Origin of the sequence: Enterovibrio norvegicus, assembly GCF_002876705.1 — a bacterium.
Classification (GTDB): domain Bacteria; phylum Pseudomonadota; class Gammaproteobacteria; order Enterobacterales; family Vibrionaceae; genus Enterovibrio; species Enterovibrio norvegicus_B.
Map to the genome: position 1 here is coordinate 40874 of NZ_MDAG01000022.1, position 25767 is coordinate 66640.

Here is a 25767-nt window from a genome sequence, read left to right on the forward strand (position 1 = left end):
AATTTGAATTCTTTTGATGTGGATACCATTAGCGCGTTTGATGCTAAGACCGAGGCGCAAAAGCTTGCTTTTGCGCCGATTGTTTTTCATACCGCCAGAACATTACGTGATTTGGGTATTTTGAAAGCGTTGGATGATGCAGATGCTGAAGGCTTGGATGCAGTGCGCCTCTCTGAGGTAACGGGTGTGTCTGAGTACGGCGTGAAAGTGCTGCTCGACATGGCACTGTGTGCAAAATTGGTGACGTGGCACGACCCACAGTACCGAATCGCGAATATTGGCCACTTTGTGCTGCATGATGGCATGACGCGCGCCAATATGGATTTTACGGCGGACGTTTGTTACGCCGCAATGGCGCACCTCACGGAGGCTATCAAAGAAGGCAAACCTGCTGGATTGAAAGAGTTGGGTGAGTGGAGCACGATTTACGAAGGCTTATCTGAATTGCCTGAGAAGGCCAAAGAAAGCTGGTTCCAATTTGATCACTTCTACTCTGATCGCTCTTTCCCATTGCTACTTAAAAAAGTGTTCGCACGTTCGCCGAAGAAAATTTTCGATATTGGCGGGAATACCGGCAAATGGGCGATGCAATGCTGCCGCTATGACGACAATGTTGATGTCACCATCATTGATTTGCCTAAGCAGATTAATATGGCGTTAGAAAACGCCAAGCAACAAGGATTTGAAGGCCGTATTCATGGTCATCCTTTTGATGCATTGAACACCTCACTGGCGCTGCCGCAAGGGGCGGATGTGTGGTGGATGAGCCAGTTCCTTGATTGTTTTTCACCGATGGAAATCTTGAGTATTCTCCGCCGAGTGAGACAAGCAATGGCGCCGGATGCGGTGGTGTATATTCTTGAATTGTTTTGGGATGCGCAAAAATATGAAGCTGCGTCGTACAGTTTGAATGCGACCTCGCTATATTTTACGTGCCTAGCAAACGGGAATAGCCGTTTTTACCGCTGCAATGAATTCCTTCAAATTGTGGAGGAAGCCGGTTTTGAGGTGGTGGAGCAAATGGACAATATTGGTTTGGGTCACACGTTGTTAGAATTAAAAGCACGCTAGAAAAAATGTGAGAGCACGTCGTGTAGAACGGCGAGAGCGTTGGTTTTATTGGTCATGGTTTTATTAAGGAGAGATTTGTTGAACCGTGAATCCACAGAGGTGGTCATTATTGGTGCAGGGCCGTCTGGTTCTATCGCCGCTGCTTTATTGCATCAACAAGGCGTTAAGACGCTGGTGTTAGAAAAAGTGACCTTTCCTCGATTCTCTATAGGGGAGAGCCTTCTTCCTGCTTGTATGGAATCGCTTAAAGCGGCCAACATGCTCGATGCGGTGAATAACGCCGGTTTCCAATTTAAAAACGGGGCGGCGTTTAACTGGCAAGGACAGTACACCGCCTTTGATTTTACCGATAAGTTCTCGCTTGGTGAGGGCACGACCTATCAAGTGCAACGCGCGCAGTTTGATAAAGTGCTCGCTGATGAAGCGGAGCGCCAAGGCGTTGAAATCCGTTACCAGCACGAAATACTCTCGGTTGATCTTTCTTCTGATGCTCCGGTTCTGCGTGTCAAAGACGAACACGGATTGGAGTATGACGTTGAGGCCAAGTTTATTCTTGATGCGAGCGGCTTTGGGCGCGTATTGCCGAGGTTACTCGATTTGGAATCGCCGTCTTGCTTGCCGCCACGCAAAGCCATCTTTACGCACATCATCGACAATATCGAAGATGAAGAATACGACCGCGAAAAAATCCTTATCTCTGTCCACCCCACCTCAAAAGATGTGTGGTACTGGCTGATCCCATTCAGTAACGGCTCTTGCTCGTTTGGCGTTGTTGGCGAGCCAGATTTCTTTGACCGTTATCCTGAAAACCATTTAGAAGCCTTGGCTGAACTTGCTACGGAAGAGCCGCGCTTAAACGCGTTGTTGAGTAAGGCAGACTATCCGAACCCTTCAGGCACCATTGGTGGCTATTCCGCGAATGTATCTACTTTAGCGACGAAGCAGTTTGCATTGCTTGGAAATGCCGGCGAGTTCCTTGACCCTGTTTTCTCTTCTGGCGTGACGATCGCCATGAAATCTGCAGAGTTATCGGTTGCTGCGCTTTTGCGCCAATTAAACGGTGAGTCTGTAGACTGGCAATCAGAGTATGCAGAACCCTTATTGACGGGTGTTGATACCTTTCGCTGTTATGTGGAAGGTTGGTACAAAGGCACGCTACAGAATGTGATTTTCTACCCATCGCCAGATCCAAAGGTTAAGCAAATGATTTGCTCAATATTGGCAGGGTATGCATGGGACACCGATAACCCGTATGTGAAAAGCCCTGAGCGACGATTGAATACGCTTGCCGAGATATGTGCGGCGGAGTGAGATGAATAAAACAAAAAGCCACTGTTTCCAGTGGTTTTTTTATGAGTGCTATGTGGGCGCTAATCGCACTAACGACAATTGCCTCGGCGACAATCGCTCAGACGTTAGTTGCAGAGAGCAGACAGCCTTAGTTGCTTTCCAAGTAAGGTTCGGCTTGCTGGCGAATGTTGTCCAGCTCATCCAGCAATTCAAGCAATTCTGGCTCCACGTCTTCGATGGAAGCATTGGCTTTCAGAGCGCTTTCTAAATCAAAACAAAGTTTCTTCAATTTAGGCACACCGCTATACGCACAGCTACCATGCAGCTTGTGGATCACTGGGAGCAAATCAATCACCTCGCCGTTCAAGCTGCGCTGAACAATGTCTTCCACCGCAGAGAATGAGCGCACCAACATGTGCAGCATTTCTTTTGCTAAGGCTTCTTTACCAGCAGCTTGCTTCATAGCAAGAGACCAATCAACGCTGAGCGACATGTTGCCGTTGTTCGAGGCTATCAGCGGCGTGGTGGGCTGAAACGCTTCGGCATGCGTGTGCGTCCACTGGTGCAGCACTTGTTCAAGAATGTGCTCTTCAATCGGCTTGGTGAGGTAATCGTCCATGCCTTCTGAAATCAATCGCTCACGTTCGCCCGACATTGCATGCGCCGTCACGGCCACGATCGGGGTGTACTGATTGAGCGGCGTTTTGCGAATTTCCTGACTTGCCGTCACGCCATCCATTTCAGGCATTTGAATGTCCATCAGGATCAAATCGAAATGGCGCTCTTTGGCTTTTTCTAGCGCAGTGGTGCCGTCTGAGGCGGTAACAACATGAGCGACGCGCTCTTTGAGCAGCGCCGTGATCAGTTTGAGGTTGGCGGGGTTATCATCCACGGCCATGACTGTCACAGGCGTTTTGCTTAAATGCACCTCGGTCACAGGTGGCAGTAGTTTCGGTTCTTGAACCGGCCCTTGAAGCTGTTCAATTAACTTACGTACCGAGAGCGGTTTCGCTAAACAAGCAGCAACACCGGATTGCAGAAGTTGCTCTGATAGCGCCAGCTCTGTCGTCGGCAAACAGAAGATCACTTTCTCTGCAACGTCGTCGGCATTGCTTGCCCAATCGAGCAATTGCTCGGGTTCAGGCACATCGTTAGCATCAATGCAGTAAAGCGCGAAGGTGGTGCGTTCGAAGGTATCAGGCCGCTTCGGGTAGCTATGAACGACCAGACCAAGCTGGGTCAATCGCTCGCTCAACACATGGCGGCTTTCGCCATCGGGTTCAATTAAGAGCAGTGATTTTCCTTGAAGGGCAGTGCTATCAATGGGCTGAATCAATGGCAAATCGGTGTGCATCAGCGACAGCGTAAACCAGAAGGTTGAACCTTGGTGTAGTCGGCTATTGAAGCCGATGTCGCCGCCCATCTGCTGTACCAGTTTTTGCGTGATGACAAGGCCAAGTCCTGTGCCGCCGTAGCGGCGACTGATGCTGGTATCAGCCTGACGGAATGCTTGGAACAATTGGGCTTGTTGGCGCTCAGAAATACCGATGCCGGTATCGCGGATCACGAACTGTAGTTCCAGGTTTTCGTCGCGATGTTGTTTCAATTCCACGCTGACATTGATGTGCCCGCGCTCGGTGAACTTGGTGGCGTTACCTATAAGGTTGGTTAGCACTTGCTGGATACGCAAAGGATCGCCAATCACACCCGGTGGGATACGAGGATCAATACGAAGGTTAAGTTCCAACCCTTTTTCATGGGCCATTGGCGCAAGAAGACGCATGACTTCATCGAGTGAATCTTCAAAATCGAACGGAATGTTTTCCAGCAGCAGCTTGCCCGCTTCGAGTTTAGAGAAGTCGAGAATGTCATTGATGATGGTCAGCAAGTTGTTCGCCGATTTTTCAATGGTCAGGAGGTAATCTTGCTGGCTGCTGCTGAGTTGGGTTTTCAGCATTTGACGCGTAAAGCCGATAACGCCGTTCAACGGTGTGCGAAGCTCATGGGACATGTTCGCCAAAAATTCAGATTTCACCCGCGCAGCTTCTTGCGCGTTCTTCTTCGCAATGTCGAGCTCGACGTTTTGAATCTCTAGTTGCTCAAGGGTCTCACGAAGGTCTGACGTCGCTTGGTCGATGCTTTGCTGCATTTCCAAATGGTATTCAGACAACGAGATGGCCATGGCATTGATACCGTTCTTCAAGGTATCCAGTTCACCCAATAATTTGCCTTCAATCCGAACATCGAGATGCCCCCGACGGATACGGTCGATCATATTTACCATTTGGGTGATGGGATGGGTGACATCCATCAGCAAGCGATAAGCGAAAAAACTCGAAAGGATGATGCCGAGGAGCAGTACAACACAGACAGCAATCACTTCTTGGTATTGCTGCAGTCGCACGGAGGAGAGATCCATCTCCATGGCGATGTAACCAATGGGCTGCTCGTTATCAAGGTTGGTATTAAAGCGACCGATTGCGCGGATTGGTGCCCGCAGTAACAAGCTATCTTGAAGGCGAACCACTTGAAGTTTGCTTGGTATTGGCAAGTCTCGCTGTACGGCGAGAGAATCAAGGTTGTGGTGATAATTCGATGTCACGAAGAGATCATTTTGCCCCGAAAACACCGCGATACTGCGCACGTACTTGCTGAACTGCTTATGAGTGTGGCCGATTAAGCGACGCACGTTTTCTCGGCTTTCATTGGCAAGGCCGATTTCACTGGCGATGGCCAACGGCTCAATAATGGCCTGACCCGTCACACTGAGTTGGTTCTCAAGTTCTTGATAGCGATTTGAAATGAAAATCGCACTTAGCAATACACCGACAATCAGGGTCGGTGCAATCGTGAGGGTTATTACTCTGGCGCGAAGTCCGTATTTGGTCATGCTGCTTGTTCTGTGGGAGAATTGACGTCATTTTTAGACGTACCTGAGTTATATTCTAACCCCTTGGTAGAAGTCTATGCCAAAGCTGTCGGCGATAATTCAGCAGGTTATCACAACTGTTTGGTCGTCAATACACGAATCACTGCTGTCAGCCTGATACATTTTGGGCTGATTTGACGAAGTTGGAACACATACATGGCGCGTTTTTTTAAGCCAGAGAAGAAAAAATCTCTCGATACCAAACACAAATCACTCAAGGTTGAGCGTCTTGATCACCAAGGCGATGGCGTCGCTTTCGACGGCAAGAAGCCGGTCTTTATTGCAGGCGCTTTGCCGGGAGAAGAGGTGTTGGCGCAATTGACGGAAGATAAACGTCAATTCGCTCGTGCTAAGTTGATCAAAGTGGTATCGCCGAGCGCAAAACGTGTCGCCCCTTTTTGTAAACTGTATCGCCAGTGTGGTGGGTGCAACCTTCAACACCTTGACCATGACGCACAGATCGCAGCCAAGCAAGATACCTTGTCGCAACTGATGAAGAAGTTCGCTTCTGCAGAGTTGGTTCAAGACGCGCCCGTGGTTTCTCATGGTGAAGGTTATCGTCGTCGTGCGCGTTTAAGCGTAAAAGTCAGCAAATCCGGCGAGCTTGAAATGGGCTTTCGTCAGCGAAGCGCGAAAGACATTGTTACGGTTAAGCACTGTCCGGTGTTGGACGTGAAATTGGATGCGTTGCTTCCGCCGTTGTATGACGTGATCAACGCATTGCGTGGGCGCCGAATTATCGGTCACATTGAGCTGGTGGATGCGAACGCAGAACGTGTTCTTTTGGTGCGTGCGGTGAAACACTTGCATGACGAAGACGTATCTCGCCTTCAATCTTTCGCAGATGAACATGCACTGACGTTCTACCTTCAGCAAGGTGATGATGAACCTGAGCGTCTGCGCGGTGATATGCCCGCTTACACCCTCGATGACCTGACGTTGGCGTTTGAACCGCAAGATTTTATTCAAGTGAACGCGAACATCAATGAACAGATGATTGCACAATCACTGGCGTGGTTAGCGCTAGCGCCGACAGACAAGGTGCTGGATTTATTCTGTGGCCTGGGCAATTTCAGTTTGCCGATGGCGAAACACGCGGCCTCGGTTGTGGGCGTTGAAGGTGTAGATGCCATGGTGCAACGCGCAAGCGATAACGCACAGCGCAACGCATTGACCAATGCCGAGTTCTATCACGCCAACCTTGAGTTAGACGCCAAGGACACAGCGTGGGGCAAGCAGCGTTACAGCAAAATTTTGCTCGATCCAGCACGTGCTGGTGCTTTAGGGGTTATGCCATATGTGGCACAATCACGCGCTGAGCGAGTGGTCTATGTGTCTTGCAACCCAGCGACGCTGGCAAGAGACAGCCAAGTGTTGCTCGAAAATGGATACAAGCTGGCTAGATTGGGCATGTTGGACATGTTCCCACACACCGGGCATTTAGAGTCGATGGCGCTGTTCGTCAAAGCCTAAACCGCTCGACACCGGCGACCATGAAGGTTGCCGGTTAAAGGATAAGAAAAAACAGGATAGTAAAATGGTCGCAATTCGTGGCGCGCACCTTAATGACAATAAAGAATTTGTTCTTGAAAGCTGGGTAAAAAGCCTAGCACAAGACTCCGCGGTCTCTCAGGCGCTGACCGATACCTATCATTATGGCCAAACCCTTGGTGATGAAGATGCGCTTGCACTGCCTTTGTGGTGCGGACGCGAGATGATAGAAATCCTCGTGACGCTGAGTATGGACAAGGAAACGTTGGTATCTGCATTGCTCTTTCCCGTCGTGGAAGAAGGGCTGCTGGATAGCGCAACGTTGGCAGAGCACTATGGCGCAACCATTGCCAAGATGGTTGAAGGCGTGCAAGAAATGGCGGCAATCCGTCATTTAAACGCGACAACAGAAGAAGCCGCCACCTCTGCACAGGTCGATAACGTTCGACGCATGTTGCTGTCGATGGTGGATGATTTTCGTTGCGTGGTGATTAAGTTGGCTGAACGTATCAGCTACCTTCGCCAAGTAAAAAACGAACCTGATGAGGTTCGACAATCCGTTGCGAAAGAGTGTGCGAACATCTACGCACCGCTGGCAAACCGGTTGGGTATTGGACAGCTAAAGTGGGAAATCGAAGATTACGCTTTCCGCTATCAGCACTCGGCGACGTATAAACAAATCGCGAAGCAACTGGCTGAGCGCCGCATTGATCGCGAAGAATACATCGATACCTTCGTGACCGATTTGCAACAAGCGATGGGTGCGTCAAACATCAATGCACAAGTGTATGGCCGACCAAAACATATCTACAGCATCTGGCGCAAAATGCAGAAGAAGAGTCTCGACTTCGATGAACTCTTTGATGTGCGTGCTGTGCGGATTATCGCAGACCAACTGCAAGACTGTTACGCCGCCTTAGGTGCGGTGCACACCAAATATCGCCACCTTCCCAAAGAGTTTGACGATTACGTCGCGAACCCGAAACCCAACGGCTATCAATCGATTCATACCGTGGTACTTGGGCCGGAAGGCAAAACCGTTGAAATCCAAATCCGTACCAAGCAAATGCATGATGATGCGGAGTTGGGCGTGGCAGCGCACTGGAAATACAAAGAAGGTGCCTCTGCGAGCGGTCGTAGTGGCTACGATGAGAAAATCACCTGGCTGCGTAAGCTGCTTGATTGGCAAGAAGAGATGTCAGATTCCGGCGAGATGCTGGATGAGCTCCGTAGCCAAGTCTTCGATGATCGTGTCTATGCCTTTACACCTCGTGGTGATGTGGTCGATTTGCCGATTGGCGCGACACCGCTCGATTTTGCTTATCACATTCACTCTGAGGTAGGACACCGCTGCATTGGTACCAAAGTAGAAGGGCGCATTGTGCCGTTCACTTACCACCTGCAAATGGGTGATCAAGTTGAAATCATCACGCAGAAAGAGCCAAACCCTTCTCGTGATTGGCTGAATCCAAGTCTGGGCTTCGTCAATTCGGGCCGTGCTCGCGCCAAAATCAACGCATGGTTTCGCAAGCAATCACGCGAAAAGAACATGATTGCAGGTAAAGAGATCCTCGATACCGAACTGGCGAAAATAGGTGCTGTCAGCAAAGATGCCTCGTTGGCCATGAAGCGCTTTAACATGAACAGCTTGGAAGAAGTGTACGCGGGTGTCGGTAGCGGCGATTTGCGTATCAACCAAGTGGTGAATTACATCAACTCCTTGGTGAATAAACCCACCAAGGCGGAAGAAGACCAACAACTTCGCGAAAAACTCGAACAGGCTGACACGTCGACAGCGCCGAAAAAACCGCGTCGTGATGCCGTGGTGGTGGAAGGGGTTGATAACCTCATGACGCACCTTGCGCGTTGCTGTCAGCCTATCCCAGGGGATGTGATTGAAGGTTACGTCACACAAGGCCGTGGTATTTCTGTTCACCGCGCTGACTGTGAGCAACTTGCAGAGCTTCGCCATCATGCGCCTGAGCGTTTGATTGAGACTGTATGGGGTGGCGGATTTGTTGGGAGCTATCAAATCAGTGTGCGTGTGTCTGCGACTGAGCGAAATGGATTAATCAAAGACCTCAGCAGTGTATTGACGAACGAAAAAGTGAAAATCGCCGGTATGCAAAGTCGCGTTGATTACAAAAAACAAATGTCGATCATGGACTTTGATTTGGAACTCAGTGACTTGGAAGTGCTGAGTCGCGTGATAAGCCGATTGGAACAAGTCAAAGATGTGCATGAGGCAAAACGCCTGCACTGAATAATCAAAACATGAACAAAGGGAAAGCATCGGCTTTCCCTTTTTCTTTAAAACGACATATTGGCTCTGCATAATCGCTTGAAGTGATGAGCAAAGCGTCGTTTACGAAGGATTAAAAAGATGAAAAATGCGTCGCGAATGCAAGAATTGCTCGAAATTATGACCACGTTGCGAGACCCAGAAAACGGCTGCCCGTGGGACAAAAAGCAAACCTTCGACACCATAATTCCTTACACCATCGAAGAAACTTACGAAGTTGCGGATGCGATAGAGCGCCAAAATTGGCCGGATGTCCGTGATGAACTGGGCGATCTTCTGTTTCAAATTGTGTTCTATAGTCAACTCGGTAAAGAGCAAGGCGACTTTGATTTTGATGATGTCGTGGACGCAATCAGTGAGAAATTGGTGCGTCGCCACCCTCATGTGTTTGGTGAGAAAGATCAAGATGGGAACCCACTCGTCGAGGCGGATTGGGAAGGCATCAAAGCCAAAGAGCGTGAATTAAAAGCAGACGCTCCCGAGCATGTTAGCGTGCTTGATGATGTGCCAAACAGCTTGCCAGCGCTTGGTCGTGCCACGAAATTGCAAAAACGATGTGCGCGCGTTGGCTTTGATTGGGATGCTGTTGGCCCTGTTGCTGAGAAGGTTCATGAAGAGCTGGATGAGGTGATGGAAGAAGCATTGATGGTCGATGCGGACCAAGCGCGCGTCGATGAAGAAATCGGTGATTTATTATTTGCTGTGGTTAATTTAGCAAGGCATCTCGGCACAAATCCTGAAATTGCGTTGAGGAACGCAAATCGAAAATTCGAAAAACGTTTTCGCAACATTGAAACGAAATTACGCGAAAATGGTAAAAACTTGCAGGAAAGTGGGCTAGATGAGCTAGAAATGCTTTGGCAAGAAGTGAAACGTGACGAAGGCAACACAGCGTCGTAAATCACTGAATTGATTTACGACAAAAAAAAACGGCGATCTGTGTGATAGTTTTCACGTTGTGGGAAGTTTCGGGCTCTGGTAACATGTCGTCCCGTCCAGATTTCCAATAATTTCCCCTAAATCCAACTCTCAGGTTTAGCATGACAACGAATTACATTTTTGTAACGGGCGGGGTGGTTTCCTCCCTCGGTAAGGGTATTGCAGCAGCGTCTTTGGCAGCAATTTTAGAAGCACGTGGTCTTAATGTGACCATGATGAAGCTTGACCCATACATCAACTTGGATCCGGGCACGATGAGCCCAACCCAACACGGTGAAGTATTCGTTACGGAAGACGGTGCAGAAACTGACCTAGATTTGGGTCACTACGAGCGTTTCATCCGTACCAAGATGACCAAGCGCAACAACTTCACATCTGGCCGTGTATACGCCGATGTATTGCGTAAAGAGCGTCGTGGTGACTACTTGGGTGCAACCATCCAGGTTATCCCACATATCACCAACTCAATTAAAGAGCGTGTGCTTGCAGGCGGCGAAGGTCACGACGTAGTTATCGTCGAGATTGGCGGCACTGTTGGTGACATCGAGTCATTGCCATTCCTTGAAGCTATCCGTCAATTGGCGGTTGAATTGGGTCGCGAACGTACCATGTTCATGCACCTGACTCTGGTTCCCTACCTTGCGGCAGCAGGTGAAGTGAAAACCAAGCCTACTCAACACTCAGTAAAAGAATTGCTGTCTATCGGTATTCAACCAGACATTCTGGTGTGCCGTAGCGATCGTGCTATTCCTGCTAACGAACGTGCGAAGATTGCGCTTTTCTGTAACGTACAAGAAAAAGCCGTTATCTCCATGAAGGACGTAGATTCAATCTACAAAATCCCTTCATTGATTCGTTCACAAGGCTTGGATGATCTTGTTTGTAAACGTTTTGGTATTGAAGCGCCAGAAGCAGACTTGGCTGAGTGGGAACAAGTTATTTTTGAAGAAGCTAACCCAACCGGTGAAGTTGTTATCGGCATGGTTGGTAAATACATCGAACTGCCAGATGCATACAAATCTGTTAACGAAGCATTGAAGCACGCAGGCCTGAAAAACCGCCTGACAGTGAAAATCAAATACGTTGACTCACAAGATGTCGAAAGCAAAGGCGAAGAAGCATTGCTTGGCTTAGACGCAATCCTTGTACCAGGTGGCTTCGGCGACCGCGGTGTTGAAGGTAAAATCTTGGCAGCGAAATTCGCACGTGAAAACAAAATTCCTTACTTGGGCATTTGCCTAGGTATGCAAGTTGCGCTGATCGAATACGCACGTAATGTTGTGGGTATGGAAGGCGCGAACTCTACGGAATTCAACAAAGAAAGTAAGTTCCCTGTTGTTGGCCTGATCACTGAGTGGGTTGATGAAGAAGGTAACGTTGAAGAACGTAGCGAAAAATCTGATCTAGGCGGCACCATGCGTCTTGGCGCACAGCTTTGCCACCTAGCTGACGGCACGAAAGCACGTGAACTGTACGGCAATGCCACTATTCACGAGCGTCACCGTCACCGTTATGAAGTAAATAACGTATTGCGTCCGCAACTCGAAAAAGCAGGCTTAGTTGTATCTGGCCTGTCAGCGGACAAAAAGCTGGTTGAGATTATTGAAAACCCTGCGCACCCATGGTTCGTGGCGTGCCAGTTCCACCCTGAATTTACCTCTACGCCACGCGACGGCCATCCGCTATTTGCGGGCTTTGTTGCTGCGGCAGGTAAAAATCAGCGCGGTGAGCTGTAACTGAACAAAGAAGCGGTCGCGATGGTTTGTTGTGCGACCGCTTTTTCGCATTTTTAAGCTATATGACATACGAGAGGAAACACAATGTCTAAGATCGTTAAAGTTCTAGGTCGTGAAATTATCGATTCACGCGGTAACCCAACTGTAGAAGCAGAAGTTCACCTAGAAGGTGGCTTCGTTGGTATGGCAGCTGCTCCATCTGGCGCATCTACCGGCTCTCGCGAAGCTCTTGAACTGCGTGACGGCGACAAAGCTCGTTTCCTAGGTAAAGGCGTACTTAAAGCAATCGGCGCAGTAAACGGCGAAATTGCTAACGCTCTTGAAGGTAAAGACGCGAAAAACCAAGCAGAAATCGACCAAATCATGATCGACTTGGACGGTACTGAGAACAAATCTAAGTTCGGTGCTAACGCAATCCTAGCGGTATCTCTAGCGAACGCTAAAGCAGCAGCTGCTGCTAAAGGCATGCCACTGTACGAACACATTGCTGAACTAAACGGCACTGCTGGTCAGTTCTCTATGCCTCTACCTATGATGAACATCATCAACGGTGGCGAGCACGCTGACAACAACGTTGACATCCAAGAGTTCATGATTCAGCCAGTTGGCGCTGCAACGTTGAAAGAAGCTGTTCGCATGGGTGCTGAAGTATTCCACAACCTAGCGAAAGTATTGAAGTCTAAAGGCTACAACACTGCAGTTGGTGATGAAGGCGGTTTCGCTCCTAACCTGAAATCTAACGCTGAAGCGCTAGAAGTTATCGCAGAAGCTGTTGCAGCTGCTGGTTACGAGCTAGGCAAAGACATCACTCTTGCTATGGACTGTGCAGCATCTGAGTTCTTCGACAAAGAAGCTGGCATCTACAACATGAAAGGCGAAGGCAAAACCTTCACCGCTGAAGAGTTCAACCACTACCTTGCTGGTCTCGTTGAGCAATTCCCAATCGTTTCTATCGAAGACGGTCTGGACGAGTCTGATTGGACTGGTTTCAAACACCAAACTGAGCTTCTAGGCGACAAGATCCAACTAGTGGGTGACGATCTGTTCGTTACTAACACTAAGATCCTTGCTCGTGGTATCGAAGAAGGCATCACTAACTCTATCCTGATCAAGTTCAACCAAATCGGTTCTTTGACTGAAACGTTGGCTGCAATCAAGATGGCTAAAGACGCTGGTTTCACTGCAGTTATCTCTCACCGTTCAGGTGAAACTGAAGATGCAACTATCGCTGACCTAGCTGTTGGTACTGCTGCAGGCCAAATCAAGACGGGTTCTATGAGCCGTTCTGACCGTGTTGCTAAGTACAACCAACTTATCCGTATCGAAGAAGCTCTGGGCGAACGCGCACCTTTCAACGGTCTGAAAGAAGTTAAAGGCCAAGCGTAATCGCTTAGCACTTCATTCAGTCGGCGATATGCTGATTAAGATATGAAAACGGCTCCCTCGGGAGCCGTTTTTTTTATTATAAATTGTATTATTTATTCTCTTACAATAACGATGTCCCAATTACCATTAGAAACATTGTGCCCTCCAAAATAGTAGGTGTTTTCTGAGATAATGAATTTTGAGGTGTAACTAGTATTAAAGGAAATTTCATCTAAGGACTCATTGAAGTTATTTGAGTCAATGGCCCACAACTGTCCATCCATTTTAGCGTCTGAGAAAAGCACGTAAACGATACCAGTCTCTGATTCAACTAATGGATTTAAACGGTTATGATGTCCGGAACTTGTTTTGTGAAGTAACTCAAGATGACTTCCATCTCTAGCGATAAAGCTAACTATAGAGTCAGAAGATCGCTCCATTTGGCCATGTATTACGTAGTTTCCGTTTGATAGTTCAATAGGTGTAGCAGCGTTAAGGTGAGAATACATTTCATTCAAACTGATGCTATCCCAAGTGAAACGTTCGTTTAAGCCCGAATTAACCGCAAGAATATAAAGACCAATATTACTTGAATCGCTATTTGAGTTAGCCGTGCCAGCTATTAGAAGTTCACCTGATGTTGAGGCAATTAGGTGGTCAGCAGACTGAATATCTATGCTTGCAGAACTTGTTATGAGTGTGCCTGTTGATAAGCTTCCACTTGCTATATCTAATGTGTGTAAAAAACTGATGCCGTTACTATGGGTGCAATCAACACAGCTATCGCTGTCTTGTTCATTAGCAGACACAAAGAGAGTACCATTAAACTCCGCAATAGACGAAAATGTGTATGAGTAGGGGGAATAGGTAGGTGTAAACTCAGTCTCCCAAATAAAACTTCCGTCACTGTCGAGCTTTGCCACTGTAGCTTTTAAATTTATCTTGTTTTGCCCAAGTAGATAAACAGAACCATCAGTTGATTCGTAAATGTTACTGTAATAATGGTCGCCTTCTGCAAGCTTATTATATTGCCATACAACGTTGAGTTTACTATCAAGCTTTACAACCCAATCATCGCTATCAACAGAGCTTGGGACAAATTCTGGCGAGTTAGTACTAGCCAACATTAGCAGTGAATCTGAACTGCTAGTTATCATTTTTCTTAGAACGTCATCCCCAGAACCGTTGAAGTTTTTTTTAATAGAGAATTCGTAACTTGATTCATGACTAAGGCCTGGCTCTAATTGACTAGAGTTCTGAGAGTCACTCTCGCTTCCACCACATCCATTTAAAGAAAGAAGACCAAGCACATTCAATAAAAAATAGCGTCTCACGTTCACCCATCCCTCAGTAGACCCATGATAGTTCCACTTGATAGTAGTAGAATTGAGACGTAATTTTTTATTTGTGTCTTTTTTTTTGGATTTATGTTCCCTTTAAAGATCTTTTAGTTGAGCGTTAATTTCTAGTTTGTGCTTTTACAGGCAAGTCCCCACTTACCCCTAACGCACGTTTAATAAACTGCGTCTTAATGCCCGGTAGCGTCGCTGCGGCCATCAAACCAATACCACGAATCAATTTCTTCGCTGGGTTTTCACCGGCAAACAAATCTCTGAATGCCTGCATCGCAGCAATCATTTGAGCGGCTTCGGTTTTACGCCAGCGTTCAAACGCGCGCAGGTTTGCTTTCTCGCCGATGTCTTTGCCTTCATCGTGAAGACGCAGGATTTCTTGAGCAAGCGAAGCAGCATCGAGTAAGCCAAGGTTGACGCCTTGGCCTGCAAGCGGGTGAATGGTGTGGGCGGCATCGCCAATCAAGGCGACACGCTCAAGCACGAAGTCTCGGGCATAACGCATTTTAAGCGGGAAAGCTGCGCGTTCACCTTCGACCGCACACAGGCCCAGTTTCAGATCAAACGCTGCGCTGAGCGCTTTATTGAAATCTGTATCCGACAGGGTGCAACGTTCATCGGCAAGGTCAGGTGATTGAGACCACACGATAGAGCAAAGGTGTGGGTCTGAGAGCGGCAAAAATGCTAATGGGCCATCAGGTGTGAAGATTTGGCGTGCTACGCCACCATGAGGCTCTGCGGTGCGAATATTGGCAACGAGTGCGCTGTGACCGTAATCCCAATGTGTTAGCGGGATGGACAGTTGATTGCGCACCCAAGAGTTTGCGCCATCTGCACCAACCACCAATTTGGCAGTGATGGCATTGCCTGAATCTAGGGTTAGCCAGGCTTCAGTTTCACCAAACATCATGCTGGCGCATTTGTCGGGGCAGAAGATCGTCACGTTGTTCTGCTGTTTGACTTTGTCGAGCAGGGCGAGCTGAATGACGCGGTTTTCGACAATATAGCCAAGGTTGGGTTGCCCCAAATCCATGGCGTCAAATTCGATGGATGCAAAGCTGTCTTGTTCCCACACGGACATTTTTTGATATGGGCTGTTTCGACGGTTAAGAATACCGTTCCACGCGCCAATGTTTTTCAAAATGCTTTCGCTTGCGCGGCTGAGGGCAGATACACGAAGGTCGGGTAGGGTGTCGAAATCTGTGTTGGGGGCATTGCCTTCAATGATGGCAATGCGCAAATCGCTGTCTTCCAATGCAGCAGCGAGGGTAAGCCCTACCATGCCGCCACCAATGATCGCGATATCAACGTTCGTCATTTTCATTATCGTTCTACTAATCCCATCGCGCGTTGCAGTAAAGGCGCTTTTAATCCTTGGAATACAGACATACTGGCTAACCCGAGATTTCGACCAAGCGCGAGTGGTGCTGAAGTGTTTGAAAAACCGTGTACCAAGCCAGATGTCATCGCGACAGTGCTATCGCGATCCGGTGTTCTGCGGCGTTGGTAACGCAGCAAGGTGCTGATGTCGCCACAATCTTGGTTGCTTTCAAATGCTGTGGTGATTTCTTCTGCCAATGACACGACATCACGCAGCCCAAGGTTAAAGCCTTGTCCTGCAATCGGGTGTAGCGTCTGGGCGGCATTGCCCACAACGGCGACACGATGACTGATTAGCGTGTTGGATTGGCGCAAAATCAACGGATACATATTACGTTGACCCACATGAAGCAGATGACCGAGACGCCAACCAAAAGCACGCTGTAAGGCATCAAGGAAGGCATGATCGCTAAGGGCTAATAAATCAGGAGCATCTTCTGGTGGAACGCACCATACGAGCGAACTGCGCCCTTCTGACATTGGTAAGAGTGCGAGCGGGCCAGATGCGGTGAAACGTTCAAATGCACGGCCTTGATGTGGCAGGGTAGTCGTGACGTTGGCAATCAGAGCGACTTGTTGGAAGTCATGCTCATGACGCTCAATACCTACCATGTCACAGCACGAGGAGGTTGCGCCATCAGCGGCCACCAGCAGTTTTGTGTGCAGTGTTTGACCGTCGTTTAAGGTCAGCGTCACGCCTTCTTGCGTGCGGTCAATCGTCGAGACCATGGCTGGGCAGAACAGCGTGACACGTTTGGCGTCTTCTAAAGAGCGATGAAAAACACGTCCTGCATCGGCCAGTTCAATGACATTGCCTAGGAAGGGGAGGCCTTCTTTGTCAGCATGCATTTCCGTTAAACCAAAATGGCCTTGGTCGGAGACGTGAATGTTCTTAATGGATGTAGCAAATGGAGAAAGGATGTGCCAAATGCCGATGCGTTCGAACAAGTCGCAACTGCCGTAAGACAGCGCAATACTTCGGGCATCGTAACCGGGGTGCGCATTGTCTGGAATGGCAGCTTCTACCACCGCCACGGACAAACCAGCTTGCGTGTGGTGTTCAATGGCAAGTGCAAGTGTTGCCCCTGCCATTGCGCCACCCACAATCACAACATCATACGTCGATGCTTTACTGGATGTATCTTTTGACGCAGATGTTGACGGCGTACTGGCATCCATTCCTAGGTGTTCTCCATCCTAAATAACATGAAATCAATGAAGTGTTGGTTTGCTGTCTTCGTCGTTACTTGGCTTAAGACCCAATTCTGCATGTAACGTCATGGCACATACGCGAACGTGTTCGATCACTTGTTCGAACAGCAGCGCTTGCTCTTCCATGTCACCGTCCTCATCGATGCCGAGTTGGGCGATTTCTGCTAAATCTGCCAGCACTTCTTTGCCATCTTCAGACAAAGCGCCAGATGTTACGCCAACCACACCGATACCTGCGATAAACGCACTGACCCATTCCGTTAGGGCGTCACCGCGGTCAAGCAAGTTTTGGCTGTCCGCAGGAAGCAACAATTCAAAATCCAAGTCTTCGCCGGTCAATTGCTCAGACGCTTGTTGCACACAAGTTGCCGCCAAGCCTTTTGATTGAATTGGCCAACCTTGACCGTCATTGGTGTAGTCGTACAGCATGGGTGCCCAATTACCGAGCGCAGGATCTAAGCCACCACACAGCATGCCGGATAGAAGGCCATGCATTTCTGCGGGGGTTACCGCTAAGCTGTCTGATGACAGCGTTGCTGTGATAGTGCTGTATTCGGGTAAAGTTACTTGGGTCACGTTGGGTCACCTTGAATGCCATTAATTCTCTGTTGTATGCTACCACTTCCCCGAATGTCGAAGAACATCTCGTAATAAAAAGTCGCTCACATGCTGAGTTATTTATAATACAGGGGTTGGAATTGCTCTGATTTTCATCACATTGATGACTTTTCGACTGTTCAGTGCGTCGAGTGGCAATCAACAATAGGATAGACTTGAAGTTTAACCTGCCATTTCCTATAGTTTGTGCCCGTTACGTCAGGGTGCGACATCGCGCTTTGAAGGGAGCTCAAAAAAGATTATGACTACGCAGGCTGTTGAAATTCAAATTCTTGGAAAAACCACGCGGGTGAATTGCCCAGCAGGTCAGGAGCAGTCTCTTACTGAGGCGGCAAATGACTTTGATCAGCGGTTGCATGAATTGTCTGAGCGCACTAAAGTAACGAATACAGAGCAACTGCTCACCATCGCTGCTTTGAACCTTTGCTATGAACTTCGTGAAGAACGAAAGCAAAGCGTTAGCGATACTAGCGAAATGGAACAGCGCATCATGCTGTTACAACAAACGATTGAAGAGGCGTTGTTAAAACACAGCGCGTCGAAAGCCTAAGGGCTGCACCCGTTTGACCCTGGAGTGTACGTCAGTGGATCTATGTCCCTGAGCCGATAAGCAAATTTAAGGATGTGTCGTTATTGGGCTATTGAGCAAGCTCGGCTCGTACCGAGAAGCCTACGGTCTGTTCTTCATATCCGCCTTGAACCGCAGGGTTCAAGGGCTGACGATCCCCAACGGCACTCCGGGGCCATCCCTTTCTACATCATCTCGCTTTACGGCAAGGACAGCCGATGCAAGAGACATCCCCCTCGATGATTCAACGCGCCGCGTTGAGAAAATCTACCCGCGCTAAGCGACAAGCATTATCGCAAGACCAACAACACCAGGCTGCTGCCGATCTTCTCGCGCACTTCCAATCTGTCGATGAAGTCCAGCGCGCGCGCAAGATTTCGCTCTATTTGTCTGTTGATGGTGAATTGGATACGACGCCACTGATCGAACATTGCTGGTCTTTGAACAAAGACGTGTATTTGCCTGTGATTCACCCGTTCAGCAAAGGCAACCTCCTGTTTCTTCATTACCACCCTAAGACAGAGCTTGTGCCTAATCGCTTTGGTATTTTAGAACCTAAGTTAGACGTGCGAGATGTGCTGCCTGCGCATCGGCTTGATGTGATTTGCACTCCGCTCGTGGCGTTCGATAGAACGGGGCAGCGCTTGGGCATGGGGGGCGGTTACTATGACAGAACATTAGCACCTTGGTTTAATGCACAGCAGGGCGCTAAACCCATTGGCCTCGCTCATGATTGCCAGCAAGTTGACGCCTTACCCGTTGAAGCATGGGATGTCCCGCTACCGAAAATAATGACGCCATCTCGCGTGTGGGAGTGGTAGTTTTTTCGCGCCTTTTTCTTCGCCTAAAACCCTGTCAGAAAGTGATCTTCGTCTTGAAAAAGCTGCGCGTGGCGCGTGGCTATCTGTATAATCACGAGCATATTTCCCCTACGAATCCAAATTAGCAGGAGACTCTCATGACTCAGGATGAAATGAAAAAAGCGGCTGGCTGGGCTGCATTAGAATATGTTGAGAAAGACAGCATTGTGGGTGTCGGTACTGGCTCAACAGTGAATCATTTCATTGATGCTCTAGAGACAATGAAAGATCAAATCAAAGGCGCGGTATCTAGTTCTGTCGCTTCTACTGAGCGTCTTGAGAAGATTGGTATCCCTGTGTTTGATGCGAACGAAGTCGCGTACTTGGATATTTATGTTGATGGTGCGGATGAGATCAATCCAACCAACGATATGATCAAAGGCGGCGGTGCAGCACTGACGCGTGAAAAGATTGTCGCGGCCATTTCTAAGAAATTTATTTGCATCATTGATGACACCAAGAAAGTGGATGTCATGGGAAGTTTCCCGCTTCCTGTTGAAGTGATCCCGATGGCCCGTTCATATGTGGGTCGTGAGCTTGTTAAATTGGGTGGTGATCCTTGCTACCGCGAAGGTTGCATCACAGATAACGGCAATGTCATCCTTGATGTACACAATCTTGAAATCACGGATGCCAAGGCGCTAGAAGACAAGATCAATGCTATTGCAGGTGTTGTTACTGTGGGTCTTTTTGCAAACCGTGGTGCAGATGTTGTTCTCGAAGGCACGCCAAACGGTGTTGTAAAAAGCTAAAAAATCTTTAGCTTGCAAGCCTTTAGCTTTCCACTTTTTTTGATGGTCTAGCCAAACGTTTGCGTCTAAGTAACTCAATAAGTTAGCGGTGCTATTTTGGCACCGTTTTTTTTCGCCTATATGACGTAATATTCTTACCCTTTCTGAACACTTTTTGTTACCTTAGTCACTAATTGATGCCATCTGGATGGCGAAAACCGATTTTCTAGTTCTGGTTTTGTTTTTAAGGATGAGATTTCCCATGGCTAAAGTGTCACTTGAAAAAGACAAAATAAAAATCCTTCTTCTTGAAGGTGTTCACCCATCTGCTCTAGAAGTGCTTCAAAGCGCTGGTTACAGCAACATTGAATATCACAAAGGTTCATTAGCGGGCGAAGAGCTCGAGAAAGCCATTGAAGATGCTCATTTTGTTGGTATTCGCTCCCGTACTCAGCTCACTGAAGACGTTTTCCAAAAAGCGAAGAAGCTTATTGCTGTTGGTTGCTTCTGTATTGGTACCAACCAAGTTGATCTTACTGCTGCAGCGAAGCGTGGTATTCCTGTTTTTAACGCCCCATTCTCCAATACACGTAGCGTTGCTGAATTAGTATTGGGTGAAATTCTTTTGCTGCTTCGTGGCATTCCTGCCAAAAACGCAGCAGCACACCGCGGCGACTGGATCAAATCAGCAGACCGTTCATTCGAAGCGCGTGGTAAAAACCTTGGTATCATCGGTTACGGTCACATTGGTACGCAATTGGGTATCTTGGCTGAAAACCTTGGTATGCGCGTTTACTTTTATGACATTGAAAACAAGCTGTCTTTGGGTAACGCAACCCAGGTGGCGTCGATGTCAGAACTGCTGAACAAGAGTGATGTGATCACTTTGCACGTGCCTGAAACGGATTCAACGCAAGACATGATGGGCAGCGAAGAGTTTGCTCGCATGAAACCTGGCGCGATTTTCATTAACGCAGCGCGTGGCACTGTGGTTGATATCGATGCACTGTGTGGTGCGCTTGAAAGCGGTCACATTGGTGGTGCGGCAGTGGATGTATTCCCAACCGAACCAAAAACCAACAGCGACCCTTTTGAATCTCCGCTACAAGCGTATGACAACGTGATCCTTACGCCACACATCGGTGGTTCTACGCATGAAGCGCAGGAAAACATCGGTATTGAAGTGATCGGCAAGATGGTGAAGTACTCAGACAATGGTTCAACCCTGTCTTCTGTTAACTTCCCTGAAGTGTCACTCCCAGAGCATTCTGGTACATCGCGTTTGCTTCATATTCACGAAAACAGACCTGGCATCCTGACAAAGATCAACACCATCTTTGCCGAGGAAGGTATCAACATCGCAGGTCAGTACCTGCAAACCAATGCTGAATACGGTTATGTTGTGATTGACGTCGAAACTGAGCATTCAGAGAAGGCGCTTAAGAAGCTAAAAGCGATCGAAGGGACACTTCGTTCACGTATTCTTCACTGATTCACTTGTTTGTTCCCCCAACAAACAGCCCAAAGGCCGCGAAAGCGGCCTTTTTATGCGTTGAGTTTTTTACTGCCCGTTGAACGCGTTACTTACCGAGAGCAAACACCACTTCAACGCGATCACGAACAGTGATTTCTGCATCCATGTACGACGCATTGTCGTTTTTTGCTTGTGCCATGCGCATGGCGACAGGACGAGTCGGGCTCTGATCCATGTAACGTATCTCCCAAACACCGTTTAGGGTTTCGCCGAAACCTGATGCGAGTGATTCAGCCTTGGCTTTCGCATCCTGAATGGCTGCCATGCGGGCTTTTTCTTTCAGTTCTGCTTCTTTACTTGATGAGAACGAAATGCCATTCACACGGTTAACACCGTCGCTCAGTGCGCCATCAAGAATACTGTTCAACGTCGTCAGCTCTGAAATCGTGATTGACACGTTGCGGCTTGCACGGTAGCCCGTTAGCTTCGGTTCAGCATTTTTTGGGTAGCTGTATTGAGGCTGCAAAGACAAGTTAGCGCTTTCAACATCTTTCTTATCGACCCCCATTTTGTCGAGGCGGTTGAGCAATGCAGTGATGGCATCGTCAGAGGCTTTCTTCGCCGCTTTTGCAGACGTGCGCGTGAGCGTAACAGCAACCTGAATGTTTGCAGTATCTGGTGTTACGACAACTTCGCCAATCCCGACTGTTTCTAAATGCGGAAACTCAGGTGATGCTGCAGAAGCGACAGGAGAAGAAAGCGCGACAGTCGCGCCAATCAGTGTAGCAATCAGATGCTTTTTCATTGAAATGCTTCCATTAAGTGATGAGTCAGCGGTATGACCACGTTTCTCGGTAAAATATCCCGATGATGATAAAAGATGTTGGCGGTTGCACATTATGCCAACACGTTGCGCGCATACCGTAGGCATGCTTCCGTCATGTCTGCCAGCACGCCACCTTCGGTACTAAAGTGATGCCAATAGAGTTGGCGAGTGACGCCATCTCCCGGACACAGATCGACAAGTTCCCCCGTGCTTAACTCTTGCTCAATTTGAAGGCGTGGAATCAAGCAGTAGGCGACGCCCAATTTCGCCATTTTCACAAACGCTTCAGATGAGCGAACCATATGACTACGCCAGCCTACGGTAGGAAGATTGAAACGCTCAGAAACGAACAGAGTGTGCATATCATCTAGGCGATCGAATACCACTGCTGGGGCTTTGCTCACGGTTTCTGCATTCATGCCATTTGGGAAAAAGCGCGCTTTGAACTCTGGTGTAGATACACACAAGTATTCCATTTTCCCGAGGTACTGCGCTGAACATCCATGCAGAGGGTTAGGTTCGGTGCTGATGGCAACGACCGCTTCCCCTGACCGGATCCGATTCAGGCTTCGCACCTCATCACCCACAATCAAGCTAAGTTCCAGCGCTTGTGCTTTCATGAGCGGCGTTAATGCAGGTAAAAGCCACGTGGCGAGGCTGTCGGCATTCGTTGAAATGGGCACGGTAACAGCACTGGATTGGCCTTCAGGCATTAATTCTGGGATCAACTCTTGCTCTAAAAGCTGAACGCGTTGGTGAAGACCAAGTAACTTTCTTCCAATGGCGGTAGGTTGTGGCGGGTTTTCTCTGATCAAAACCGGCTGTGCAACCAGCTTTTCAAGTTGTTTGATGCGCTGAGACACCGCCGACTGGGTGATAAAAAGTGTATCTGCAGCTTTTTCAAAACTGCCATTGGCGATAACTGCATCCAGCGCGGCAACCCAGCGGTAATCGAGTCCTTTCATTTTAGCGTCCTTGGAATATGTCAGCCATGCGGGTTAGCGATCTTATAGAAGCATGGCGGTATGTTTATCTTTATTAGCCACTCTAATGTAGCATTAAATTTATTAGTTTTACTTACATCAGCATCACTCTTATCGTGTGGCTTCAGTCAATGCCGAAGTCAGAAGGATGACGATTCATGAGCAGTACAATTATTCTCCAAGGGTTCGGCTTAGGGCTGAGTATGATCATTCCGATTGGTGCACAAAATGCCTATGTGCTTAACCAAGGAATACGTCGGCATCACCATGTCGTGACGGCGACGATTTGTTTTCTTTGCGATGCCATTTTGATTTCGTTAGGGATCTTTGGTGGCGGTGCCATGCTGGCAAGCAACGAGTTGCTGCTGAATGTTGTCACAATTGGCGGGGTGGCTTTTCTCGTGACGTACGCTCTACAATCACTGTATCGCGCTTGGAAAGGTGAGAAAGACGATATGCCAGAAGGAGATCATGTTAGTCGAAGAAGTATGATCGCTGTTGTGCTCGGTGCACTTGCAGTTACTGTTCTCAATCCTCATGTGTATCTTGATACCGTGGTGGTTTTAGGGTCGATTGGCGGTCAGTTTGAGCCTTCTCAGCGTATCGCGTTTGCAATAGGCACGGTGCTCGCGTCTTTTGTGTGGTTTTATGGTATTTCTTTAGGCGCGGCGAAAATGTCGCCTGTACTGTCACGCCCACGTGTTCGTCAAGCGATTGATATGTTGGTGGCAGCGATGATGCTCTACGTCGCGTTCTTATTGATGCAAAAATGGTTAGCGGGGTGACAAGGAATGAACCAAGAAACGCTCAAGGACATTTTCCAGCGTAACGTATCGCTCATGAAAGCGTGTGGCGTAACGTACGAGCAGTGGCAGCATGAGCCTATCTTAGATTTTGACACTGATCTAAGGGTCGGGGAGCGTTTAGGCTGGACGGCAATGCCCACCAAGAGTTTGTTTCTTCGTTTTAAGTCCGGCGATTTTGCACTGCTTCTTACGCACAAAAACGCACGTTTAGACGCTAAACGTGTGAAGGCACTGATGGGGCAACGTCCTTCCATTGCGTCTGATGATGAAATGATGGCGGCCATTGGTTGTGTGCCGGGGGCTGTGTGTCCGTTTGGCTTGCCAGAAAGTATCCATGTTATTTTGGATGAAAGTCTGCTGACCTTTGAGTCACTGATGTACACACCGGGATTGCCTGAGTTCACTTTTGCGTTTCCTGCCGCCAATTTAATGGCTTTACTCGATGCACTCCCTAACCGTATTTTGCGTTTACCTGTAGTGGAAAGTCACTAACCCTCAATGGGTTATGCTTTCGTCACGATAGGAGCCTCTAATAACGTATGCATTACACGCGACACGGCTATCGATTTCTTCCTCTCCTCCTTTATCCCGCAAAGAATGCCTGACCTCAGCGTGAGCCAGAGTGTCCAATTTGTTGATATCTGCATGATTGTCTTTGCCATTGCTGGTGTGAAAGAGGCGAATGTGGGATTATTACTGACTACTATTGAAGAATATTTCTGTATTAGCGCATCATTCGATAAACCATGTGCAGGTGACGTAGGGAGGTCAATCCAGTGCGAATGTTAACACTCAGCTTATTCGTGTTATTTGGTTGGCTTCAGTATCACTTGTGGTGGGGCAAGAACGGCATGACGGATTACCTCGAAGTGAGCGCTGTGTCTGAATTGGCCATTCAAGCGAATGACAAACTCCACCAACGCAATCAACAGATGTATGCAGAAATCGCCGATCTCAAACGCGGGCAAGAAGCGATTGAAGAGCGAGCTCGCAATGAGCTGGGAATGATCAAACCGGGAGAAACCTTCTTCCGTATCGTCAACGATTAACCCTCGCCCGCCTTTACACAAAAACGAAGAGAATCATGAATACCCCGGCCAGTGATGAAAAAGCGCGTGCGTCACACACTCCCGTATCTGACGTGGTAGCGATTGTGCCTGCCGCAGGGGTAGGAAAGCGCATGCGTGCCGCTTGCCCGAAACAATACCTCACTATCAATGACAAAACCCTGCTTGAGCATACGGTGCACTATTTGTTGGCGCACCCATCTATCTCTCAAGTGGTTGTTGCTATTGGTGCGGAAGACGAATATTTCCAAGACACGTCATTAGTGAATGATGAACGTGTGATTGTGACAACGGGCGGTAGAGAACGCGCGGATTCTGTACTTGCAGGCCTGAAAGTGACGAATGCAACATGGGTGATGGTGCATGATGCAGCCAGGCCTTGTGTTCGTCACGAGGATATTGATGCGCTCATCTTGGCAGCAACAGAACATGAAGACGGCGCGCTATTAGCCAGTCCGGTGCGTGACACTATGAAACGTGGTAATCGCGAAAACGGTGTTGATAGCACTGTGTGCCGTGAACAACTTTGGCATGCCTTGACGCCGCAGATGTTTAAGCGTGAGTCCCTGTTTACAGCGTTGGAATCTGCGCTTGCACGTTCTCTCGCGGTAACCGATGAAGCGTCCGCCATTGAGTTTGCGGGTGGCTCACCGAAATTAGTGGTGGGGCATGCAGATAACATTAAAGTCACTCAACCTGAAGATTTGGCATTAGCCGCGTTTTTCCTAACACAACGTGCTGCACAGGGTTGAGATAGAGAGGACAAA

General features: G+C 48.4%; 22 protein-coding genes and 1 other RNA gene. 16 read left to right on the forward strand and 7 right to left on the reverse strand.

Annotation, left to right across the window (positions count from 1 at the left end):
• The first annotated feature begins 3 nt into the window (after positions 1 to 3).
• Positions 4 to 1071, forward strand: coding sequence for a methyltransferase (locus BCT27_RS13435; protein ID WP_102396014.1), 1068 nt, complete (start codon positions 4 to 6; stop codon positions 1069 to 1071).
• 78 nt (positions 1072 to 1149) lie between these two features.
• Complete coding sequence (locus tag BCT27_RS13440; protein WP_198597564.1) at positions 1150 to 2382, forward strand: NAD(P)/FAD-dependent oxidoreductase; 1233 nt, start codon at positions 1150 to 1152, stop codon at positions 2380 to 2382.
• Between the two features lie 127 nt (positions 2383 to 2509).
• Here BCT27_RS13440 and barA read toward each other — a convergent pair whose 3' ends face one another.
• Positions 2510 to 5251 carry a two-component sensor histidine kinase BarA gene (gene barA / locus BCT27_RS13445; RefSeq protein ID WP_102318162.1) on the reverse strand — a complete coding sequence of 914 codons (2742 nt, stop codon included), beginning with the start codon at positions 5249 to 5251 and terminating at the stop codon, positions 2510 to 2512.
• Between the two features lie 195 nt (positions 5252 to 5446).
• On the opposite strand from barA, the gene rlmD reads away from it, so the two are divergent.
• From rlmD to eno, 5 genes are all read left to right on the forward strand, one after another.
• Positions 5447 to 6763: a 23S rRNA (uracil(1939)-C(5))-methyltransferase RlmD gene (rlmD, locus tag BCT27_RS13450; protein WP_102396015.1), complete on the forward strand. Its 1317-nt coding sequence runs from the start codon at positions 5447 to 5449 to the stop codon at positions 6761 to 6763.
• A 64-nt stretch (positions 6764 to 6827) separates the two neighbouring features.
• On the forward strand, positions 6828 to 9044 hold the full coding sequence (relA, locus tag BCT27_RS13455) for a GTP diphosphokinase (protein WP_102396016.1): 2217 nt from the start codon (positions 6828 to 6830) through the stop codon (positions 9042 to 9044).
• Between the two features lie 120 nt (positions 9045 to 9164).
• The gene (mazG, locus tag BCT27_RS13460; RefSeq protein WP_102396017.1) at positions 9165 to 9983 is read left to right on the forward strand and encodes a nucleoside triphosphate pyrophosphohydrolase; all 819 of its coding nucleotides are present in this window, start codon (positions 9165 to 9167) and stop codon (positions 9981 to 9983) included.
• Positions 9984 to 10123: 140 nt separating this feature from the next.
• Entirely contained in the window at positions 10124 to 11758 is a 1635-nt protein-coding gene (locus BCT27_RS13465) for a CTP synthase (RefSeq protein WP_017011832.1), read from the forward strand.
• 84 nt (positions 11759 to 11842) lie between these two features.
• Positions 11843 to 13144 carry a phosphopyruvate hydratase gene (eno, locus tag BCT27_RS13470; RefSeq protein WP_102318158.1) on the forward strand — a complete coding sequence of 434 codons (1302 nt, stop codon included), beginning with the start codon at positions 11843 to 11845 and terminating at the stop codon, positions 13142 to 13144.
• Between the two features lie 92 nt (positions 13145 to 13236).
• Here the strand turns inward: eno and BCT27_RS13475 are convergent, their stop codons facing one another.
• From BCT27_RS13475 to BCT27_RS13490, 4 genes are all read right to left on the reverse strand, one after another.
• Positions 13237 to 14457 (reverse strand): hypothetical protein, encoded by a 1221-nt coding sequence (locus BCT27_RS13475; protein ID WP_102318157.1) that lies wholly within the window; start codon positions 14455 to 14457, stop codon positions 13237 to 13239.
• Between the two features lie 124 nt (positions 14458 to 14581).
• The gene (locus tag BCT27_RS13480; RefSeq protein WP_102396018.1) at positions 14582 to 15799 is read right to left on the reverse strand and encodes an FAD-dependent 2-octaprenylphenol hydroxylase; all 1218 of its coding nucleotides are present in this window, start codon (positions 15797 to 15799) and stop codon (positions 14582 to 14584) included.
• The gene (ubiH, locus tag BCT27_RS13485) at positions 15799 to 17034 is read right to left on the reverse strand and encodes a 2-octaprenyl-6-methoxyphenyl hydroxylase (protein WP_102396019.1); all 1236 of its coding nucleotides are present in this window, start codon (positions 17032 to 17034) and stop codon (positions 15799 to 15801) included. Before ubiH ends, BCT27_RS13480 begins: the two co-directional genes overlap by 1 nt.
• Before the next feature lie 33 nt (positions 17035 to 17067).
• Positions 17068 to 17643 carry a YecA/YgfB family protein gene (locus tag BCT27_RS13490; RefSeq protein ID WP_017011836.1) on the reverse strand — a complete coding sequence of 192 codons (576 nt, stop codon included), beginning with the start codon at positions 17641 to 17643 and terminating at the stop codon, positions 17068 to 17070.
• Positions 17644 to 17926: 283 nt separating this feature from the next.
• Between BCT27_RS13490 and zapA the strand changes: the two genes are divergently transcribed.
• The 5 genes from zapA (at position 17927) to serA (ending at position 21336) form a co-directional block, all read left to right on the forward strand.
• Positions 17927 to 18235 (forward strand): cell division protein ZapA, encoded by a 309-nt coding sequence (zapA, locus tag BCT27_RS13495; RefSeq protein ID WP_017011837.1) that lies wholly within the window; start codon positions 17927 to 17929, stop codon positions 18233 to 18235.
• Between the two features lie 13 nt (positions 18236 to 18248).
• A non-coding RNA gene (gene ssrS, locus BCT27_RS13500) (6S RNA) lies at positions 18249 to 18433 on the forward strand.
• A 38-nt stretch (positions 18434 to 18471) separates the two neighbouring features.
• Complete coding sequence (locus tag BCT27_RS13505) at positions 18472 to 19074, forward strand: 5-formyltetrahydrofolate cyclo-ligase (RefSeq protein WP_102318154.1); 603 nt, start codon at positions 18472 to 18474, stop codon at positions 19072 to 19074.
• Between the two features lie 137 nt (positions 19075 to 19211).
• Positions 19212 to 19865, forward strand: a complete 654-nt coding sequence (gene rpiA, locus BCT27_RS13510) for a ribose-5-phosphate isomerase RpiA (protein WP_017011839.1) — start codon at positions 19212 to 19214, stop codon at positions 19863 to 19865.
• A gap of 241 nt (positions 19866 to 20106) precedes the next feature.
• Positions 20107 to 21336: a phosphoglycerate dehydrogenase gene (gene serA / locus BCT27_RS13515; protein WP_017011840.1), complete on the forward strand. Its 1230-nt coding sequence runs from the start codon at positions 20107 to 20109 to the stop codon at positions 21334 to 21336.
• An 88-nt stretch (positions 21337 to 21424) separates the two neighbouring features.
• On the opposite strand, the gene BCT27_RS13520 is transcribed toward serA, so the two are convergent.
• Positions 21425 to 22123, reverse strand: a complete 699-nt coding sequence (locus BCT27_RS13520) for an oxidative stress defense protein (protein WP_102396020.1) — start codon at positions 22121 to 22123, stop codon at positions 21425 to 21427.
• Positions 22124 to 22215: 92 nt separating this feature from the next.
• A complete protein-coding gene (locus BCT27_RS13525; RefSeq protein ID WP_102318152.1) occupies positions 22216 to 23109 on the reverse strand; it encodes a LysR family transcriptional regulator ArgP in 894 nt (297 codons plus the stop codon).
• A 176-nt stretch (positions 23110 to 23285) separates the two neighbouring features.
• Between BCT27_RS13525 and BCT27_RS13530 the strand changes: the two genes are divergently transcribed.
• From BCT27_RS13530 to ispD, 4 genes are all read left to right on the forward strand, one after another.
• Positions 23286 to 23912 (forward strand): LysE/ArgO family amino acid transporter, encoded by a 627-nt coding sequence (locus BCT27_RS13530; protein ID WP_102396021.1) that lies wholly within the window; start codon positions 23286 to 23288, stop codon positions 23910 to 23912.
• A gap of 6 nt (positions 23913 to 23918) precedes the next feature.
• Positions 23919 to 24425: a YbaK/EbsC family protein gene (locus tag BCT27_RS13535; RefSeq protein ID WP_074927951.1), complete on the forward strand. Its 507-nt coding sequence runs from the start codon at positions 23919 to 23921 to the stop codon at positions 24423 to 24425.
• Between the two features lie 284 nt (positions 24426 to 24709).
• On the forward strand, positions 24710 to 24982 hold the full coding sequence (gene ftsB / locus BCT27_RS13545; RefSeq protein WP_026024720.1) for a cell division protein FtsB: 273 nt from the start codon (positions 24710 to 24712) through the stop codon (positions 24980 to 24982).
• A 35-nt stretch (positions 24983 to 25017) separates the two neighbouring features.
• Positions 25018 to 25752: a 2-C-methyl-D-erythritol 4-phosphate cytidylyltransferase gene (gene ispD / locus BCT27_RS13550; protein WP_102390587.1), complete on the forward strand. Its 735-nt coding sequence runs from the start codon at positions 25018 to 25020 to the stop codon at positions 25750 to 25752.
• The last annotated feature ends 15 nt before the right edge of the window (positions 25753 to 25767 follow it).